Source organism: Leptospira adleri (genome assembly GCF_002811985.1).
In the GTDB taxonomy this organism is placed as follows: domain Bacteria; phylum Spirochaetota; class Leptospiria; order Leptospirales; family Leptospiraceae; genus Leptospira; species Leptospira adleri.
On sequence record NZ_NPDU01000086.1, the window covers coordinates 1 to 18276 of the forward strand.

The window sequence follows — 18276 nt, forward strand, 5'->3', positions numbered from 1 at the left end:
ACAAAATTATGATTATGACGGACGCCGATATCGACGGTTCTCACATTCGAACACTTCTTCTTACATTCTTCTTTCGTTATATGCGTCCAGTGATCGAAAGAGGTTATCTTTACGTGGCGCAGCCGCCGCTTTATCTGATCAAACACGGAAAAAATTCCACTTACGCTTACTCCGACAAAGAGAAAGAAGAATTATTAAAAACCGTCGGCTCGGACAAGGTTGTAATCCAACGTTACAAGGGTTTGGGAGAAATGAACCCTGAACAACTCTGGGAAACCACTATGGATCCTTCAAATCGTGTGGTTCTTAAAGTTAAGTTAGACGACTTTGTGGAAGCCGAGGAAACTTTCAACGTTCTTATGGGCGACGAGGTTCAACCGAGAAAAATGTTTATCGAAGTAAACGCCGCAAAAGTAGCGAACTTGGATCTTTGATCCGAAGGGAATTCAGAAATGAGTCAAGAGATGGAAAACGAAACAAAAGTCCTAAGCTACAATATCGCAGGAAAACCCGACATCGCCGATGCGTTGAAAAACGGCGTTCGAGTTATTCCTGTGGAAATCGAAGATCAAATGAAAGAAGCGTATCTTGGATATGCGATGTCGGTTATCGTAGGTCGCGCGCTTCCCGACGTAAGAGACGGACTAAAACCGGTTCATAGAAGAATTCTTCATGCAATGAATGAACGCGCTTGGAGAAGCGATCGTCCTTATGTAAAATGCGCTAAGATCGTGGGGGAAGTGATCGGTAACTATCACCCGCACGGCGACGCTTCCGTTTACGAAGCTCTCGTAAGAATGGTTCAGGATTTCTCTTTGAGAGTTCCTCTGATCGACGGCCAGGGAAATTTCGGTTCGATCGACGGCGATAATCCCGCCGCTTACCGTTATACGGAAGCAAGGCTTGAAAAAGTCGCGGAAGAACTTCTGCGCGACATAGAAAAAGACACCGTCAGTTTTTCGCCTAACTACGATGATACGAAACAGCAACCGGACGTCCTACCCGCAAATTTTCCGAACTTACTCGTAAACGGTTCTTCCGGAATCGCAGTGGGAATGGCAACAAACATTCCTCCTCACAACCTCAAGGAAACGATCGATGCGGTGATCGCGGTCATTCGAAATCCGGAAATTACGATTCCGGAAATTCTAAAAATAATACCGGGACCCGATTTTCCGACTTCAGGCATCATCATCGGCGGAGAAGGTTTGATTTCGGCTTACACAACGGGTAAGGGTTCTATTCGAATCAGATCCAAAGTTGATATCGAAGAAAAGAAAAACGGAAGAGAAGTCATTGTAGTAACGGAAATTCCGTATCAAGTAAACAAGAAAGTCCTTCTTGAAAAAATAGGGGATCTTGTTAACGAAAAACAGATAGAAGGAATCTCAGAAATTTTAGATCTTTCGGATCGAAAAGGAATTCGAGTAGAAATTCATATTAAGAAAGATGCAAATGCTCAGGTCATTCTGAATCAACTTTATAAGATGACTCAGCTTCAGGTCAGCTACGGAATCACGATGCTGGCGATTCTGGACAATAAACCCAAAATTTTTAATATCAAGGAAATTCTTACCGCTTATTCCGCGCATAGAAGAGTCGTCATCGTTCGAAGAACCCAGTTCGATTTGGACAAGGCTGAAAAGCGCGCTCACATTTTAGAAGGTTTGAAAATCGCCTTAGAAAATATCGAAGAAGTGATCAAAGTGATCCGGGCTTCCAAAAATCCCGCGGAAGCGAAAGAACAATTGATGTTGAAGTTTACTCTTTCCGATATTCAGACGGACGCGATTCTTGAGATGAGATTGCAGAGACTTACTTCTCTTGAAGTTCAAAAGATCATCGACGAGTTGGAAGAGGTCAGAAAACTCATCGTCGATTTAAAGGACATTCTCGCTAAACCTTCTCGCGTAAACGATATCGTCTGCACTGAACTTCAGGAAGTCGGCGATAAATACGGAACTAAAAGAAAAACGGAAATTTCCATCGAAAGTATCGAAAGTTCTTCTTTTAACGCTGAGGATTTGATTGCGGACGAGGAGATCGTCATTCAAATCACATACGACCAATTTGTTAAACGACTTCCGATCGATACGTTCAAAAGACAAAAACGCGGCGGAAAGGGAATTCAGGGACTTTCCCAAAAACGCGACGACGTGATTAAAATCATGAAAGCCGCGATGACTCACGATAGTATCATGTTCTTTTCCAATATCGGAAAGGTTTACGTTATGAAGGCTTATGAACTGCCGATCGCGTCCAAAGAAGCGCGCGGTAAATCTCTGAAGGCGATCATCAATTTAAGAGAAGACGAATATATCTCCTCGATCTTCGCGTTCAGAGAAGAGGACATGGAAAAGGATCTTCTCCTCGTTACGCGTAGAGGATTTATCAAACGGATTCATCTCAACGAATTCGGCAATGTGAAGAAATCCGGAATCATTGCGATCGGTCTTCGCGAAGGCGACGATCTGATAAAAGTCGAAGCGATCAACGACAAAGACGAAGTGATAATTTTCTCCAGAAAGGGTTTAGCGCTAAGAATCGAAGGAAATATTATCCGCGCACAAGGAAGAACCGCAAGCGGTGTTACCGGAATGAGACTCGCCGAAGACGACGCTATCGTGGGCCTGAGTAAATTCAAAGAAGGCGAAGACATCTTTGTGGTTTCCGAAGAAGGTTACGGAAAACGTCTCGGCTTTGAGGAATTCGGTGCGAAAGGAAGAGGCGGCAAAGGAATGGCCTACTTAAAAGTAACGGATAAAAACGGCTTCTCGGTAGGCACTGGTTCGGTAGGCGCCGAAGATGAAATTATTCTAATCACTCAGCAAGGAATGACGATTCGCATCAACGCATTCGATATTTCTAAATTAGGAAGAACTGCGGTTGGAGTTCGTCTTGTCGATTTGAAAGACAACGACAAGGTTCAAGACTTCACTGTTCTCGGAGAGAGCTAGACTATGATTCGAATCGGAAATGTAACGATCCCCGGAAGAATTTCTCTTTCTCCGATGGCGGGCATTTCCGATTCTCCGACTCGTAGAATCTGCAGAAAATTCGGAGCGGCCTTTTCTTACACCGAGTTCGTGAACACGGACGAACTCGTTCATCGCGCACCGAAAGCCTTGAAAATGTTTCGTTTTCATCCGGAAGAACGTCCGATTACGTTTCAAATTTTCGGTAATAGATTGGAAATCATCGCCGAAGCCTCCGAAATCATTCAGGAATTAAAACCGGATATCATCGATTTGAACATGGGATGTTCTACTCGTAAGGTTTCGTTGCGCGGTGCCGGAGCCGGACTTCTTCGCAGACCCGTGTTAGCCGGAAAAATCATCGAAGCGATGAAAAAACGAGTCAACGTTCCGGTCACGGCAAAGATTCGTATCGGATGGGATTCTACTTCTCGCAATTATCTGGAAGTCTCGAAAATTTTGGAAGAATCGGGAGCGGATGCATTAACGGTTCATGGCCGAACAAAAGAGATGGCTTATACCGGTTTGGCGGATTGGAACGCGATCGGAGAAATCAAAGTAAATAGAAGAATTCCGATTTTCGGAAACGGAGATATTAAAAGTTTTCAAGAGGCCAATTCTAAAATCCAAGAATACGGTTTGGACGGCGTTCTCATTGGCAGAAGCGCGATCGGAAATCCATGGATTTTTTCGGAAATCAAAAAGAACGAATTATCCTGGTCCGATGTTTCCGAAGTAATACTCCAACACCTTCGTTGGATGATCGATGACTTCGGGGAAGAATTCGGTCTTGTACTTTTTAGAAAGCATCTCGTGAAATATCTGACCGGGCTTGATTTCGATCAGGCTTGGAAAACCGAATTGCTTGAAATCAGAGAATGGAATCAATTTGAGGATCTTCTTTTGTCCGATAAAAGGCGAAATGTTTTAGCCGTTCTCTAAACCTGCCGCATTAATTCTTGACTAAATCATCTGTGAGCTTAAAAACTTCGAGAAATGAACGGAGAAGTCACTGTATGAAAAGTATAAAGTTATTCTTAATTCTTTCCTTAGCTCTTCTGATGATGATCGGATGTAAAAAGGAAGAAAAAAAGCCGGAAGCTCAAATCTTAGGAACAAGATTTGCAAACTTCGACCAATGGATTTACAAGGTTCCGGGTTCCGATAAAAAAGAGGATCAAGTCAGCCTTGTGTATGGAATGGAAGACGTAACGGGCTTGGAGACCGTGGACGCCGAAGTGACCACGAAAAAAGGAACGTCTACGGTTACTTATATTAAAGTAAAAACCGTAGAAAACAAAGAAGGTTATGCTCCTGTAAAAAATTTCTCTGAAAACGTATATTTCGTATTGAACGATGCGGATGACGCGTTCGTTAAACCGACGATTACAGCTAACACAAAAGGCAAATTGAAGAGAGGAATGTATTGTCTAGAACAGGAAGTGATCGGAGAATTTTCTAAAGTTACCTGTTATGATTCTATTTTAACGGAAGATAAGTTAAACAACTATTACGACGTTTGGATCAAAACGGTTTCCGCTTCCTTGAGCAAAGACGCGCTTCTTGGAGAAACAGTCAAACTTTTGAAAAAATCCAGCCAGGAGCTTGCGAGATACAATTCCGTATCCGACGAAGAGAAAAATAAAATTCTTCAAGTTGCTACCGAATCTTTAAAGAAGGCGGCCGCTAAACAAGATGAGTTTACCGCAGATGTAAACGCACTTGCCGCAAAATTCGGGATCACTCTTTGATAAGATTTTCTTTCATTCGAGTGAAATCGGACTCTTAAAAATAAAAAACCCCGCTAATCAGCGGGGTTTTTAAAACAAAAAGCTTTAATGTAAATTTAGGCTTATTGTTTGTTGGAAACTTCTTGTGCTTTCGCTACGAGAGCATCCTTTCCACCAGGAAATTTTGCGTAGATAACACACTGACATTCTTCCCAGTTGTCTTTAGAAACGTCTTTTGGATCAGAACCGGAACCGGTTGCTTTACATTCGTAAACCCCAACTCCTTTTACAACACCTTGAGACTGAGAAACGATTACCGAAGCGGTTGCTTCACCATCGGATACGCCGGACGCTGCTTCTACAGTTTCACCAACCATTTTCTTCACAACATCGGAAGCGCCTTGAAGTCTAGATGCTTCACGGCAAGTGGATTGCATCATAGCTTGACTTTTTTTAGCCACTGCTTTAGCGGATGCTCTGGAAGAAAATTTAATATAGTACCAGTCTTTTGGAGCAGTATCTCTTGGCGTTTTTCCGTCGTTTCTTTGTTCTGGAGCTCCACCCCAACCTTCAAATGTCCATCCGCCGTCACCGACAGTCGTTGCATCTTTTTGTCCAGTGTCGGTGCTGGAGCAAGCTGCAAAAATCATTGTTGCTACAGATAGAGCGATAAGTCTATTGATCATTATTTTCTCCTTGATCTACTAAATGAAAAAATCTAATACTTCGCCGAGTTTATGCAACACATTTTTTAATAGGTTGCTTTGAAACATCGATTTCCCTAAATGAATCCAAAGAGAGATTTGCGTCGCACTAATTCTTTATGTTACGAAATTTATTATTTTTCTTAATTTTCTTGGCTCACCCCTTATTCTCCACGAGTATAACTTTCCTTCCGGGAAAAGTAGACGGAAACTTACCGAATTCTTTTCAAAGAATTGGCGATAGATCTCAAGAAATTTCCAAATTTGCGGCTTTTTACGCAAACATACTCTTAAGGGCCAAGGTGGAGACAACGGAAAGAATGAAGGATAAAGAAATTTTTGAAAAATTTCGAAGTTCTCATTTTGGAAAAGAAGATTTTTCAAAACTATGTTCCGAACTCTCGAGCGACATCTTAGTACGAGACGAACTTAATTTTCAGAATCAAATTTCTTTGGATCGATCCGTTTATAATTGTACACAAAAACAATTGGATGAGTTTCATCTAACCGAAAAATCGGATCCATTTTCTCTAATGCGCTCCATGACGGAGAAATCGTTTCCCTGGATCCCCTCCAAGAAAAGACAAGTAACACAGAACAATCAGAAGAAGTCTTCGAAAGAACTGATTTTTGTGATCGATCTTTCACCTTCTTTTCAAAGGGAAAGAGAAGAATTGATTCAATTTGTAAAGAGCGCTTCTTGGGATTCGATCACAGGAATTCGAGTTGTTACTTTTTTCGAAGGAAAATCAGTGATTCTTCCGAAAGCGACTTCTCTTTCGGAACTCAGAACCCAAATTTCCAACCTAAAATCCAGTGGGAAATCTTCTTTGGACGACCTCTCCGACGCGCTCATCCAAGTAAAGAGAGGATTACTTTTGCCCGGAACAAAATCTCAAACGTTTCAGGACATAATCATTCTTACGAATGCTAAGGGAAAAATTCCGAATCCGACCTTATCTTCGATCCTTCAAGATCTGCAATCCAGCGGTTATGGAATTCGGCTTTTTACCGCTCCTTATTATTCCGCCGCTCAGAGTCAGTTCTACAAAGGAATTCTATCTAAAGACGGTTTCTACGAAATTACTTATTCTCGGAAAGTAAGTACGGCAAAGGATTCGAAGACGATCGTCTTCCGAGGAAGGCAGATTTATTTTACATATTCGGAACTTGCTCCCGGAAAAGCCGGTTCGGAATCTTCTATGAACAGGGTTTCTTATTCCGGAAAATATGCGGAATCGGAATCGATCAATCCTCTCAATTTCACCGAAATCTATTCTGAACTTTCGGGAGACAAGATTCTTGCGTCCGAACCCCTTCGGAATAATCTGAATTTTTTACTCTCCAATGTGCTTCTAAAAGATGAATATAAATCGGAAGGACCTTCGGTTCTTATCAAATCCGGAGAGAAAGCTTTTTGGGTTTCACTGCCGGTCGGAATCAAGCCGCCCGAAACCGAAGAACAGGTAAGTTATCAAACGACTTATGTTCCATCCGGAGGTTCCGTGGACGGCGTGGCCAATATCGCGGCTCTTACGGAAATTTATAAGGGAATTCCTTCTCAAATCCTGGAATGCACGCCCGTTCAAGTTAGAAATTATTTTCAAAATACGAACAAAAGTTCTTTCGATTGTATCGTCCGAGGTAGAGTTCTACAGGTCAAAGGATTATAATCTTTTACTAAAGGGATCCTCATTTGAATTCCGACGAATCTATTTTTATCAGCAACGCTTCCAACTCGGTTAAAATATTAGATCGACTCAAATCGTTTTCCCAAAGTCAAATGCCTCTTTTTGTCACGGGCGGGCCGGGAACCGGAAAAACTTTTATCGCGCGCTTGATCGCGAAGTTATCCGGGAAAGAACCTTCGGTCAAAATCATAGACTCGGAAAATCTCGAAGGAGAATCGGCGCTTGAGAACGTTCTTTCTCAGGACCAAAATACGTATTTCGTTTTTAAGAATTTTACGACGTCTCCGAAAGAAGTACAAGCATACTTGCTCAGAAGACTCCGCGAGAATCGGACGAATTCTAGATTTCTTTTTTTATCGGGAAAAGAATGGAAACAGAAATTGGAAGCCGGAGATATCCTAGAATCCTTGTATCTCGAAATCTCCAATTACAGATTGGATCTTCCCGATCTCAGAGAAAGAAAAGAAGACATTCCGCTCCTCATAAAACATTTTCTAGAAATACTTTCGGATAAGTACAAAAGAAAAGAAACGAGGCTCAGTGAAAGGTTATATCACTTACTTTTGAATTATGATTTTCCGGGAAACGTAAGACAACTGCGGAATCTACTGGAAAGTATGGTTTCCTTATTTCCGGTTCGAATTCTTGATACAAAACACCTTCCTCCCCAGATGTTCGAAACTTCTTATGTTTATAAAGAATTTATTGAAGTAAAAACGGGAATACCTCTGCGAGACTATGAAAGAGAAATCATAAAGAAAAACCTGATTCTTGTGAATGGAAATCGGGAAAAAGCCGCAAGGATTTTGGGGATTTCGGAAAGAACGATCTACAGAAAGATCATAGAATTCGGTCTTTCCGGCGAAGCTGAATAAAAAATTCTTCCATTTTTCGATTGAAGAAAAATTCGGATTCTTCCTTATCCGAACCAGTTTTGATTCTAATATTCATGCCGATGATAAAGTCGTAAAGTTCTCCGATTATCTTATCGGAAAAAAAGGTGGCTTCTTTTTTTAAACGATTCCGCACGAAATTCTTTCTCGCCGGACTGTAGGACTGAATATCCAAGTATTCGTAAATTTCCTCGTCGGAAAGCGTGGCTTCGTACTTTCTCGAAATGATTTTGTATTTTCGAAGTTGATCGATTCTTTCCTTTAAAATCGTAAAAAAAAGAAGAAGAGAATCTTTTCCTTTTTGGAACTTTCTAAATTCTTTAAAAAATCGAATCCGATCCGACTCCATAAAAAAATCCACCAAACCGCTCGAGTTGACCTCGGAATTAAAAAGAAGAACGTCTTCTATATCCTGTTTGTTGAAAACTTTTTTACTCAAGTAAAGTTTCAATTTGGAAAGAGATTGCAGATATGCGCCCATCGAAGGAGGAATCTTGTGGAGGAACTCATCCATCGCGTCCTCTTCCAATTGAACTCCGATTTCTTTGCACGCTTGCAAAAGTCCGCCCTTGGTTTCGTTCGGATAAAAATTTTTGGTTTTGATGAGGTGCGCTTTTCCGCCGAAAAGCTGAAGGACTTTGTTTGGAACTTCCCAGTGATTGTAATGGACTAAAAGCTGAATCGAATCCGGAAAATTTGAGAATTGCTTTTGCAAAGATTCGTTGTTTTTACCTTTTCCGCCGGAGACCGGTTTGAAAAATTCCAATCCCGATTTAATGATAAATAATTTCCGATTGGAAAACATGTCGAGGTTGAAAGCTTCGGATTGAAATCTTTCAAAGTCGCCGGGTTCCGAAACAAAAACGACGATTTCGATCGATTCTCCGGATTTACGAATCGATTCCTTATATTTTTCAGCAAGAATTTCGAATTCATAAGATTCTTTCGCGGCAACAAAAACGATCGAGGGCAATTCTTTTCCGAAATCGGAAAGAAACTCGATCGAATTTTTATATTCTTTTGTTTTGGTCGCCATTGTTTTCAGGTAAGAATCCGAAACGTTTTCGAAAAAACCGGAACATTTAACTTAAGCCGCGGAATCGATTCTCCGAAGAATAGAATATGAACATCAGTTCCGGAGTCCAGAGGATTTCTTTTCCAGGCGAAGGTTTGGCTTACGTAAGCCCGGCGCGTCTTGGAGGAAAAGTCGAGGCCGTGGACAGAATTCGAAGAGAAGATTTTAATCCGGATCGCGGTTTTCCCGGTAAGAATTTTGCCCGTCCTTCTACGGAAGCGCAGCCGCAGACTCGCGGAAGCCTCGTCGATTTCTACGCCTGATTTCCTTTCAGATATTTTTCCCACAATCGGTGATATTGAAAAAACATTCGGATCGGAAAACCCAAGATGTTCGTATAAGAACCTTCGTAGTGTTCCACGGGACCGTCCGCGTCTTGAATTCCGTAACTCCCCGCCTTATCAAAAGGAGAATGGATTTCAACGTAGTTACGGATTTGTTCCTTCCCCCACTTCCGAAAAGTCACTTTAGAAGAATCAAACGCAAACTGTTCCAAACCTCGATCGTAAACGCCCAAGCCGGAGTAGACGATATGAGTTCTTCCGGATAAACTTTCGAGAATTTCGACGGCCTCTTGAAAATCCGCCGGTTTCTGAAGAATCCGATGGTTATGAACGACGATCGTATCGCAAGAAATAAGAAGTTCGTTTTCGGATCTTGTTCCCAGTTTGGAAAGTGTAATCCGTTTGAGATATTCGAGAGGACTTTCTTTCGGAAAAGATCGTTCGTCGACGTCCTCAGGCTCCACGCGAAAATCCAAATCCAGGGATTCCAAAACCTGTTTTCTTCGCGGAGATCTGGATCTAAGGACGATCATAAATCCACAGTTTGAGAAAAGCCTTGCTTTGCACCCGTTTTCCGGTCGATATTGGTATGGATGAAAAAGAATCAAAATTCTTCCAATTTCAGTCTTCGTTTTTTTCACATTGTCTTGTTTCTTACTTTGACCGGCTTAGTTCTTGCGGAAGGAAAAGCGGATGACGTAAAAGAATCCAAGGAAAATCCAAAGATCAGTTCCGAGAAAGAATTGATCGAGACCGGAAAACTTGAAGCGGTTCGTAAAAGAGCTTTTGTTGGCCTAAAAGGAATCCGCATATCTCTTTTGAATTTCGGAAAAAAACAGGATCTCGATAAAATAACCGCCGATTACGGACAAGCAGAAACTTCCTATCTCAGAGCGGAGTATTCGAGCGCGGCGACAGGATTTGAAAACGTATACAAAGCGGTTGTTCCCTTAGAGGAGATTTTTAGAAGAGATTATGAATCAAAGGCGGTCCAACTTGGACAAGAACTCGCTCCTTTGATCGTATCCATTCGTCTGGATCAAAAGAATAGGAATAGAAACATTCTGCCGATTTTAGAAAAATACTATGTCCGTTCGGGAGAAACTGCCAAGGCTTCCGTCGTCGAGTTGGAAAAAGGGGAAAGAACGTCGGCGCTTCATTTTCAAAAGCAAGCGCTGATCTCCCTCTATCAAATCAAAATTCTTTTGGGAAAAAGCGAAGATTCTTCGATTTCGCTTTCGGATCGAATTTCAAAGAATCGAATTTTAGAAACCGATTACTTAAAACCGGAAGAGTTACTTTATTGGGACGACGCCGAAGATAAACTTCATTCGGATTCGGAAGAGGAAAGAAAAAAAGATCGAGTTCGAACTTTGAGATCCTACGAGTGGAAGTTGGGAATTTCATCCGGCAAACTTCAAAAGGACGGCGAATCCAAAAATCCGCCCCCAAGTTCCGAAAAGCAGAACAACATAAAACCATAATATTATAAAAATATATTTATGAATTCAATTTATACCGCCAAATTATCTGCATTCTTTTTGATGCTGCTGTTGTTTCCCTCGTGCAGGAGAGGAAGTTTTGACAGGGTAAAAGAGCAGAGTTTTCAATATCTTTGTAAGGAATATCTGATCTTCTGCGATAAAATCATCACTAAAATCGATATGTTCGACTGCGATCCTTTGCACAATATGTACGAAAGCGACGGTGCGCACTACATTAATCGAGAAGTTCTGGTTGACGACTTAACCGTCGAGAAGGACGAAAGAGGGGCGGAAATTTTTGATCCATATTCCGATAAAAAACCTAAAAAAGAAAAAACGCGGGATACAAGTTCGGACTTTGGAAAGAATATCAGAATCGATTCTCGAAAATTGATTCGCACCTTTGACACGGAAAGAGGAAAACGTCCGGAAGGCGCGACCAGCAACGAATCTATCGAGAATATCAGACCTTGTTACCCGGTAAGACCGAAATACAATCAGGAGTAAATACAATTGAGCGATCTATTCAATGTAAAAAATAAAACGGTTCTTGTGACGGGATCCACTCGGGGCATCGGAAAACATTTCGCACAAGGTTTTAAAGAAGCGGGTGCAATCGTATATGGAACCGGCTCTTCGGAAGAATCCGTAAAAAGGTTCGAAGGAACCGGAATCAAAGGATTTGCGGCGGACATTCGTCAACCGGATGCGATGACTTCGATCATAGAAAACATCGTGAAAGAACACGGTAAATTGGACGTACTCGTCAATAACGCCGGAATCGCCGCAAACAAACCCGCAGCGTTCTTAAAAGAAGATGAAATCGAGTCGATCATTCAAACCAACTTTACCGGAGTTTTTAGAACCTGCGCGTCGTATTACAAAATTCATAAGAAGAAAGGCGGTAATATCATCAACGTTGCTTCCATTCTGGGAATGAGAGGAACCAAGTTTGCCTCCGTTTATTCGGGGACAAAAGGCGCAGTGATTAATATGACAAGAGCCTTAGCCGTGGAATGGATCGGTTCCGGCTATCGAGTTAACGCGATTTGCCCCGGTTTTATCGATACGGATATGACCGAAATGATCAAAGAAAAACCGGAAGTGATGGAGCAGATGGTGAAAGCGATTCCAATGGGGAGAATGGGAAAACCGGAAGATCTCGTCGGAGCGGCGATTTATTTTGCGAGCGACGCTTCCGCCTATGTTACGGGACAAACGATTGTTGTGGACGGAGGAATTACCGCGGGACTTTAAAACAGTCTAATATTCGATGATCGTTTCCCTTCATCCAATCAATCCGGAAAAAAGAAAACTCCAGCAGATTTCGGATAATCTGTTGGAGGGAAAGGTATATATTTTTCCTACTGACACCGTTTACGCGCTTGTCGCGGATTCCCAATCAAAGATCGGCGTGGAAAAATTGTACGAACTGAAGAATATTCCGAAAAACCAGCCTCTTTCCCTTCTTTGTCCGAGTATTTCCGTGGCCTCGAATTACATAGAAAATCTTCCTAATGAAGCTTTTCGCTTGATGAAAAAATTAACTCCGGGGCCGTTCACTTTTATCATACGTGCGAATAAAAATCTTCCCCGGGTTTCTTTTTCCAATCAAAAAGAAAAACAGATCGGGATCAGAATTCCCGATGCGATTTACCTGCAAGAGTTAATGGCAATTCATCCGAATCCTCTTACCTCGACTTCGGCGTTCGCAAACGACGAGTTTATTATCGAAGCGGATTCCTTAGAAGATATTTACGGTTCCCGCGTTCAAGGTATTATCGACGGAGGAATTGTCGCAGTCGAACTTTCGACGATCTTGGACGTTACCGGAGACGAGGTTGTCGTGGTAAGAGAAGGGAAAGGCTCCGAACTTCTGTAAATCTTCGCACTAATTTTAAATCCTCCAAAACGACCCAAGAAAAATTCGGGTACTTTTAAGAGTGAAAGTTCGTCGATTAAAATAGGATTTCGCTTTAATTTTTAGTAAATATATTATTAACTATCCATAGATGAGAGTTCGTATTTTTTCCATTCTTCTTAGCGTTATTTGCCTGCATTCCTGTGCGGTGAAGTCGATGGATAATTTTTGTGACGAGAAAGGATCTATTTTTTATAAAAATATGATCGTAAGTTTCTTTGTGAACGGAGGCGAAGCCTATTCTTGCGGAATCGGATTCGGCGCTCCGCGCCCTCGTCTTTTAAGCGTTGGTCCAAAGGGACTTTTGAATTCAGGTTTTATTTCCGGGGATTTCGATTCTGCCGTTTCGGGCGTCGAGGTTTCCTTAGATTCAGGAACCTTTCGTTCGGCCATAGTTTCCGGAACGCAATGGAAATTTCAACTTCCCGCTGCGGGCGTCGCTTCCACGATTCCAAGTTCCGGAGTATGGAAGGATTGGAGTTTACACACTGTTGCGATCCGATCCGTTACTTCCGGCGGACAAAGATCCATTCCTTTGGTGGTTACCTTACAGAAAGGTCTGAATAAAGATATCAATGGAGACGGATATCCGGACGCTATCATCGGCTCTCAAAACTCCTCACGCGCGAGATCGTATCTCTCGCTGGGACAGGCAAAGGGTTTGGACCCTTTATCTGTAACGACGATTAACGGTGTGAGCGGATTTGGATATTCTGTTGTTCTTGCAGACATCGACGGAGATGGTTATGCCGATGCGGTTATCTCGAATACCGCAGCAAACTTTGCGGTCTTTCTGTCCTTAGGATCCAACGGAGTTCTTTCCACGACTCCTTTAACTCCGACAACGGTCGGGACAGGAATTCTAAATCTTTCCGCGGGAGATATCAACGGAGACGGTTTCTCGGATATTGTTGTCGGATCACCGTATGACGGTGGAAACGTCGGAAACGTCTATGTTTTTACTTCCAACGCAGTAATCGGACAAGGCGTAAGTTACGTTCAACAATTGAGTAATCCGGGGCTCGCAGGTAGCACACAGTTTTACGGTTATTCTCTTGCTTTGGGAGATATCAATGGAGATCAGAAATCGGACGTGATGGTTGGAGCGGTCGGTTCCAGTCAGAATGGTGCATTCTTTGTCCATCTTTCTCAGGGGAATTCTTTTGGTGCGCAATCCCAAGTATTTCCCGGAGCCGTTTCCAATACGTGGTATGCGAATTCTGCGGCAACCGCGGATATAAATCGAGACGGTCTTGCTGATCTTGTTTTAGGCGCATATCAAGAATCCGGTTCCGCCGGTAGAACTTATCTTTACTTGTCCAATTCTGGGATTCTTACCAACACGATCAACAGCCCCGTAAGCGGATTTACCGGCTCGCAATCGGCGACATCGGTGGCATCCGGCGATATCAATGGGGACGGATATTCCGATATTTTAAACGGCGGTTACGCTTACACGAACACCTTTGCGGCCCAAGGATGCGCTCAAACATTTTTATTCGATAATAACATTTCCGGATTTAATCCGACATATTTGAATTTTTTAACCCAGCCGGTGAATCAGGGGAACATGGGAAACGTGATTAGCATCGGAGATATCAATGGAGACGGTTTCAGTGATTTTCTGGTAGGCGCTCCCAACTCGATCGGCGGCGGAGCGTATGTGGGTAAAGTCTATCTCTATTTCTCAGAAGGAGCGGCCGGTTACATTTCCGCACCGCAGACTTTCAACGATCCGGATGCAACGGGAGCATTCGGAAGTTCCGTTGATTTGTAGTTAGCGAATCTGTTTTTTCCATTCTTCTTCTTTAAAGCCGACGAATCCGAAACCGTCGCCTAAAACAAAAGGTCGTTTTACTAAGTTCCCATTTTTCGAAAGAAGATCCAACTGGTCTTCGACGGGCATGGAAGCCAACTTATCTTTGAGTCGTAATTCTTTGTAATCCCCGCCGGAAGTGTTGAAGAGTTTTTTAGAATCGTTCCCGACATATTTCAGCATTGTCTTGAGTTCCGTTTTTTTAGGAGGAGTTTCTCGAATCGGAAGAATTTCCAATTCTACTTTTTTGCCGGAAAGGTATTTGAGAGCGTTCCTGCAAGTATTGCAGTTTTTGTATTCGTAGACTTTAAGTTTCATGAAAAATCCTCCGTTCCGATTGTTTATGCGTCTTGGGTAAGGTCAAGTTTTCTGAAGATGAAGTTCTTCAAAATGGAGAATCCGGTCTTTCCGATGAAACAAAATTCTTCCCTTCCCGCAAAAATCTTTTCGTTGAAAAGCTACATTTTAACCGATAGGATTCTTACAGGTAGACTCGGAAGTGCTCAATAAGAAGACAAACTTAACCGGAAGACAAAAGGCCGCCATTTTTCTAATCGCGGTCGGAAGCGAAGTGTCTTCGGAGATTTTTAAGCACCTCCGAGAGGACGAGATCGAACAAATTACGTTTGAGATCGCACGTCTTGACAAGATCACACCGGAAGACAAAGAAAAAGTTTTAGTAGAATTCAACGAGCTCATGATGGCTCAAGAATTCATTTCGAACGGCGGTATCGATTTTGCCCGCGGTCTTTTGGAAAAAGCCCTCGGTAATCAGAAAGCGATCGATATCATCAATCGTCTTACTTCTTCTCTCCAAGTAAGACCTTTCGATTTTATTAGAAGAACGGATCCTCAGCACTTATTAAACTTTATCCAAAACGAACACCCTCAGACGATCGCCTTGATTCTTTCCTATTTAGATCCACAAAAGGCGTCTAATATTCTTTCCAATCTTCCGCATACGATCCAAGCGGAGGTTGCAAAACGAATCGCGACGATGGACCGGGTAAGTCCGGACGTGTTGCGAGAAGTGGAACGGGTTCTCGAACGAAAACTTTCGACTTTGGCATCGGAGGATTATACGTCCGCCGGTGGTATCGACTCCGTGGTCGAAATTTTGAACTTGGTCGACCGGGGAACGGAAAAGACGATCATCGAAGCCTTGGAAGAAGAAGATCCAGAACTCGCGGAAGAAATCAAAAAACGGATGTTCGTCTTCGAGGATATTGTCCTTCTTGATGACCGCGCGATTCAGAAAGTCATGCGGGAAGTGGATAACTCCGACCTCGCAAAGGCCTTGAAATCCGTGGATACGGAAGTTCAGGAAAAAATCTTCAAGAACATGTCGAAACGCGCGGCCAATCTTTTACGAGAAGACATGGACTTTATGGGTCCGATCCGAATCAAAGACGTGGAAGACGCTCAGCAGAAAATCGTAAATATCATTCGTAAACTGGAAGACGCCGGTGAAATCGTCGTGGCCCGTGCGGGTGAAGACGAACTGGTCATGTGATTTAATTTTCGAAGTTGGAAAAAAATTTCCTGCGAGGATTTTTGGATCTCGATATAACCTTCAGAATTGCACGTTGTTAAATTTTCAGTTATCGGACAAAGTAAAAATCCGACTATGAAACTGACCTTTTTATTTTTACTCGGATTGTTATGCCTTCCTATCTATTCCTCCGATCTTCCCGATTTTCAACTCAAGGATCAGAAGGGCCGTAAACTCGCCTCGAAAGATCTAAAAGGAAAAACTTCCGTTCTTCTCGGTTGCGGTTATACAGATATCGTTCTTTGTAGAAAGCACGGAAGAAAGATTTATTGGAGAATGCAAAATCTCGTCGATGAATCCAGAGACAACGTAGAATTCGTTGCGTTTATCGATTTAAGAAACGCGCCCAAAGCCGTTCATTCTTATATTTATGAGAATCATTCCAAAAATTACGAATCCGTTTTTTTAGACGAAACGGGAATTTTATCCTCCGGAATTAAACCGAATTTTTCCTGGTTAAGAATTTTTTCCGGGAACAAGAAGTTGATCTATGAATCTTACTATCAAACGGTAGACGATAACACGGTGGATAAACTCTATGAAATCATTCGTAAACAAAGAAAGTGACCATCGATTTCCTATTTGGATTTTAATCATATTCTTAACATACAATTGTGTTCAGAAAAAACCGAACCAAGCAGCGTATTGGCAGGAATATCTTTCCTTTCAGAAAAATATTGCGAGGGAATATCCTTCGGGGGGAATCAGAAACGCACTCTACGGAAATTTAACCTCCGCGGATGAATCCTTTCTTCAGGAAAAGGAAGGAATTCTTTCCATCGATTTTTATCTACGTAAAACCGACCACGGATTTCAGTCCGTCATAACAAGCGAAAAGGTTCCGGCTAACGCACCTTACAAAATTCACGTCGACTATGTTCCTTCTTCTTTTAAAGATCAAAAAACATATCGTATGAAAAGGAGAACGGAATCGATCCTTCCTTTTTTCAGTTATCTGGATTTTTTTTCCCACGCTGATCATTTGCAGAATTTCTTTCGTTCAGGAACGGAGCTTTCCCAGAAATTCGAAAAAATTTCAGTGGCACATCAATATCTCTGTTCGGTCTCGAATTGCGACGTCGGCCGATCGGAAAATTCTTCGTGGCTTATGTATGAACTCGACGAATCTACGGGTGCCAAGTTTCCGGAATTTTACAAAAGAATGTTCAAACTTTTAAATCAGGTTTCATATCGAATCACGGTTTTTAAGTCGGGCGATTTCTTGAGCGGAATCGAACTTTATAACGAAAGAACGAAGACATTCTTAAAGATCCCGGATACAACGACGGGTTACTGGCTTAAACCCGATACTCTGCACGTCAGAGTATCCTTATTCATTCAAGCGTACGGTTTGAAAATCGATATTAGAAGTTTAGGATATAGGTTTCGGTTTTATTCTTCTAAAAACTATGAAAAGGTAACGGGAGAATTTTCAAAACTTCCCGAACAGAAAATCAGCGGTAGATTCCTGCAAATTTTTCCTCCGGGAATCGTGAACTGGTTTATTCCCGGCAATATGGAAGAATATTTTGATAATTTTTTCACGCTTCTTGTTCACGGTTCCGATGGAAACGGAGGAAATCGATTTGAATCGGAATCGTTCAGAGTCGGAAATAAAATGAAGGTGACGTTAAGATCGGATGCGGAAATTTTCCGGGAACGTTTTAAGTTATTTCAATCAAGCGGTGAAAAAGACGACAACCCTTCGTTTTTCGAATTCCTAGAAAAAGTTCTTATAGAAGATCTTCAAAAATTTCCAGAGACAAGCACATCCTCTTAGAAGTGTATTTTATTTCTTCTTTAAAATTAGAATCTTTCTAAAGTGCTTGACTGAGCGTCTAATTTCCAGGATTTATTTTTAGTTCTGGCGCTTGGTTTCTTTAAGCGTTAAAAAATCAAATTCTATCGATGAATTGGAGGTATTATGGAAGGGATTGCTCTCTTTACAAATCAAGGTTTGTATTTCATCTTCAAGTGGATACATTTCCTCGCAGGCGTTGCCTGGATCGGCCTACTTTGGTACATTAACTTCGTACAAGGATCTTTCTTTGCTGAGACCGACGCGGATACTAAGAAAAAAGCGACGCAGCAACTGGTTCCACGCGTTCTTTGGTGGTTTCGTTGGGGCGCGATGTTTACGTTCTTGAGCGG

At 42.1% G+C, this 18276-nt stretch carries 19 protein-coding genes and 1 pseudogene; 16 read left to right on the forward strand and 4 right to left on the reverse strand.

Annotated features, from left to right (window positions below):
• From CH376_RS20935 to lenA, 4 genes are all read left to right on the forward strand, one after another.
• The coding region (locus CH376_RS20935) for a toprim domain-containing protein (protein WP_338066239.1) at positions 1-434 on the forward strand (434 nt) is incomplete at its 5' end.
• A gap of 18 nt (positions 435-452) precedes the next feature.
• Positions 453-2957 (forward strand): DNA gyrase subunit A, encoded by a 2505-nt coding sequence (gene gyrA / locus CH376_RS20940; RefSeq protein ID WP_100784525.1) that lies wholly within the window; start codon positions 453-455, stop codon positions 2955-2957.
• A gap of 3 nt (positions 2958-2960) precedes the next feature.
• Complete coding sequence (gene dusB, locus CH376_RS20945) at positions 2961-3917, forward strand: tRNA dihydrouridine synthase DusB (RefSeq protein ID WP_100784524.1); 957 nt, start codon at positions 2961-2963, stop codon at positions 3915-3917.
• 74 nt (positions 3918-3991) lie between these two features.
• Entirely contained in the window at positions 3992-4726 is a 735-nt protein-coding gene (gene lenA, locus CH376_RS20950; protein WP_100784523.1) for a lipoprotein LenA, read from the forward strand.
• Between the two features lie 101 nt (positions 4727-4827).
• Here lenA and CH376_RS20955 read toward each other — a convergent pair whose 3' ends face one another.
• On the reverse strand, positions 4828-5391 hold the full coding sequence (locus tag CH376_RS20955; protein ID WP_100784522.1) for a lipoprotein LipL21: 564 nt from the start codon (positions 5389-5391) through the stop codon (positions 4828-4830).
• A 137-nt stretch (positions 5392-5528) separates the two neighbouring features.
• Here CH376_RS20955 and CH376_RS20960 point away from each other — a divergent pair, with 137 nt between their 5' ends.
• Both CH376_RS20960 and CH376_RS20965 read left to right on the forward strand, forming a co-directional pair.
• Positions 5529-7082: an LIC10012 family protein gene (locus CH376_RS20960; protein ID WP_100784521.1), complete on the forward strand. Its 1554-nt coding sequence runs from the start codon at positions 5529-5531 to the stop codon at positions 7080-7082.
• Between the two features lie 23 nt (positions 7083-7105).
• Positions 7106-7975: an AAA-type ATPase lid domain-containing protein gene (locus tag CH376_RS20965; protein ID WP_100784520.1), complete on the forward strand. Its 870-nt coding sequence runs from the start codon at positions 7106-7108 to the stop codon at positions 7973-7975.
• Here CH376_RS20965 and holA read toward each other — a convergent pair.
• Complete coding sequence (holA, locus tag CH376_RS20970) at positions 7941-9029, reverse strand: DNA polymerase III subunit delta (RefSeq protein WP_100784519.1); 1089 nt, start codon at positions 9027-9029, stop codon at positions 7941-7943. The two genes, CH376_RS20965 and holA, sit on opposite strands and share 35 nt — an antisense overlap.
• An 86-nt stretch (positions 9030-9115) precedes the next feature.
• Here holA and CH376_RS20975 point away from each other — a divergent pair, with 86 nt between their 5' ends.
• Entirely contained in the window at positions 9116-9331 is a 216-nt protein-coding gene (locus CH376_RS20975) for a hypothetical protein (protein WP_100784518.1), read from the forward strand.
• Here the strand turns inward: CH376_RS20975 and CH376_RS20980 are convergent.
• Positions 9322-9885 (reverse strand): Maf family protein, encoded by a 564-nt coding sequence (locus CH376_RS20980; RefSeq protein WP_100784754.1) that lies wholly within the window; start codon positions 9883-9885, stop codon positions 9322-9324. The two genes, CH376_RS20975 and CH376_RS20980, sit on opposite strands and share 10 nt — an antisense overlap.
• A gap of 60 nt (positions 9886-9945) precedes the next feature.
• Here CH376_RS20980 and CH376_RS20985 point away from each other — a divergent pair, with 60 nt between their 5' ends.
• From CH376_RS20985 to CH376_RS21005, 5 genes are all read left to right on the forward strand, one after another.
• Positions 9946-10836: a hypothetical protein gene (locus CH376_RS20985; protein ID WP_207767161.1), complete on the forward strand. Its 891-nt coding sequence runs from the start codon at positions 9946-9948 to the stop codon at positions 10834-10836.
• Between the two features lie 18 nt (positions 10837-10854).
• Positions 10855-11343, forward strand: a complete 489-nt coding sequence (locus CH376_RS20990) for a hypothetical protein (RefSeq protein WP_100784517.1) — start codon at positions 10855-10857, stop codon at positions 11341-11343.
• Positions 11344-11349: 6 nt separating this feature from the next.
• On the forward strand, positions 11350-12093 hold the full coding sequence (locus CH376_RS20995; RefSeq protein WP_100784516.1) for an SDR family NAD(P)-dependent oxidoreductase: 744 nt from the start codon (positions 11350-11352) through the stop codon (positions 12091-12093).
• A 16-nt stretch (positions 12094-12109) separates the two neighbouring features.
• Positions 12110-12718, forward strand: coding sequence for an L-threonylcarbamoyladenylate synthase (locus CH376_RS21000; RefSeq protein ID WP_100784515.1), 609 nt, complete (start codon positions 12110-12112; stop codon positions 12716-12718).
• Between the two features lie 130 nt (positions 12719-12848).
• Positions 12849-14534 (forward strand): FG-GAP and VCBS repeat-containing protein, encoded by a 1686-nt coding sequence (locus CH376_RS21005; RefSeq protein WP_100784514.1) that lies wholly within the window; start codon positions 12849-12851, stop codon positions 14532-14534.
• Here the strand turns inward: CH376_RS21005 and CH376_RS21010 are convergent, their stop codons facing one another.
• Positions 14535-14891 carry an arsenate reductase family protein gene (locus CH376_RS21010; protein WP_100784513.1) on the reverse strand — a complete coding sequence of 119 codons (357 nt, stop codon included), beginning with the start codon at positions 14889-14891 and terminating at the stop codon, positions 14535-14537.
• A gap of 181 nt (positions 14892-15072) precedes the next feature.
• Between CH376_RS21010 and fliG the strand changes: the two genes are divergently transcribed.
• The 4 genes and pseudogenes from fliG to CH376_RS21030 form a co-directional block, all read left to right on the forward strand.
• Positions 15073-16086 (forward strand): flagellar motor switch protein FliG, encoded by a 1014-nt coding sequence (fliG, locus tag CH376_RS21015; RefSeq protein WP_069605674.1) that lies wholly within the window; start codon positions 15073-15075, stop codon positions 16084-16086.
• Positions 16087-16200: 114 nt separating this feature from the next.
• Positions 16201-16692 (forward strand): hypothetical protein, encoded by a 492-nt coding sequence (locus tag CH376_RS21020; RefSeq protein ID WP_243398298.1) that lies wholly within the window; start codon positions 16201-16203, stop codon positions 16690-16692.
• Positions 16664-17905: an LIC10025 family lipoprotein gene (locus CH376_RS21025; protein ID WP_100788353.1), complete on the forward strand. Its 1242-nt coding sequence runs from the start codon at positions 16664-16666 to the stop codon at positions 17903-17905. Before CH376_RS21020 ends, CH376_RS21025 begins: the two co-directional genes overlap by 29 nt.
• A 144-nt stretch (positions 17906-18049) precedes the next feature.
• A pseudogene (locus CH376_RS21030) lies at positions 18050-18276 on the forward strand (urate hydroxylase PuuD); the annotation flags it as partial.

Coding starts and splice junctions, on each gene's coding strand:
- gyrA (WP_100784525.1), top strand. CDS start 453: ATGAGTCAAGAGATGGAAAACGAAACAAAAGTCCTAAGCTACAATATC.
- dusB (WP_100784524.1), top strand. CDS start 2,961: ATGATTCGAATCGGAAATGTAACGATCCCCGGAAGAATTTCTCTTTCT.
- lenA (WP_100784523.1), top strand. CDS start 3,992: ATGAAAAGTATAAAGTTATTCTTAATTCTTTCCTTAGCTCTTCTGATG.
- CH376_RS20955 (WP_100784522.1), bottom strand. CDS start 5,391: ATGATCAATAGACTTATCGCTCTATCTGTAGCAACAATGATTTTTGCA.
- CH376_RS20960 (WP_100784521.1), top strand. CDS start 5,529: ATGTTACGAAATTTATTATTTTTCTTAATTTTCTTGGCTCACCCCTTA.
- holA (WP_100784519.1), bottom strand. CDS start 9,029: ATGGCGACCAAAACAAAAGAATATAAAAATTCGATCGAGTTTCTTTCC.
- CH376_RS20975 (WP_100784518.1), top strand. CDS start 9,116: ATGAACATCAGTTCCGGAGTCCAGAGGATTTCTTTTCCAGGCGAAGGT.
- CH376_RS20980 (WP_100784754.1), bottom strand. CDS start 9,885: ATGATCGTCCTTAGATCCAGATCTCCGCGAAGAAAACAGGTTTTGGAA.
- CH376_RS20985 (WP_207767161.1), top strand. CDS start 9,946: ATGAAAAAGAATCAAAATTCTTCCAATTTCAGTCTTCGTTTTTTTCAC.
- CH376_RS20990 (WP_100784517.1), top strand. CDS start 10,855: ATGAATTCAATTTATACCGCCAAATTATCTGCATTCTTTTTGATGCTG.
- CH376_RS21000 (WP_100784515.1), top strand. CDS start 12,110: ATGATCGTTTCCCTTCATCCAATCAATCCGGAAAAAAGAAAACTCCAG.
- CH376_RS21005 (WP_100784514.1), top strand. CDS start 12,849: ATGAGAGTTCGTATTTTTTCCATTCTTCTTAGCGTTATTTGCCTGCAT.
- CH376_RS21010 (WP_100784513.1), bottom strand. CDS start 14,891: ATGAAACTTAAAGTCTACGAATACAAAAACTGCAATACTTGCAGGAAC.
- CH376_RS21020 (WP_243398298.1), top strand. CDS start 16,201: ATGAAACTGACCTTTTTATTTTTACTCGGATTGTTATGCCTTCCTATC.
- CH376_RS21025 (WP_100788353.1), top strand. CDS start 16,664: ATGAAATCATTCGTAAACAAAGAAAGTGACCATCGATTTCCTATTTGG.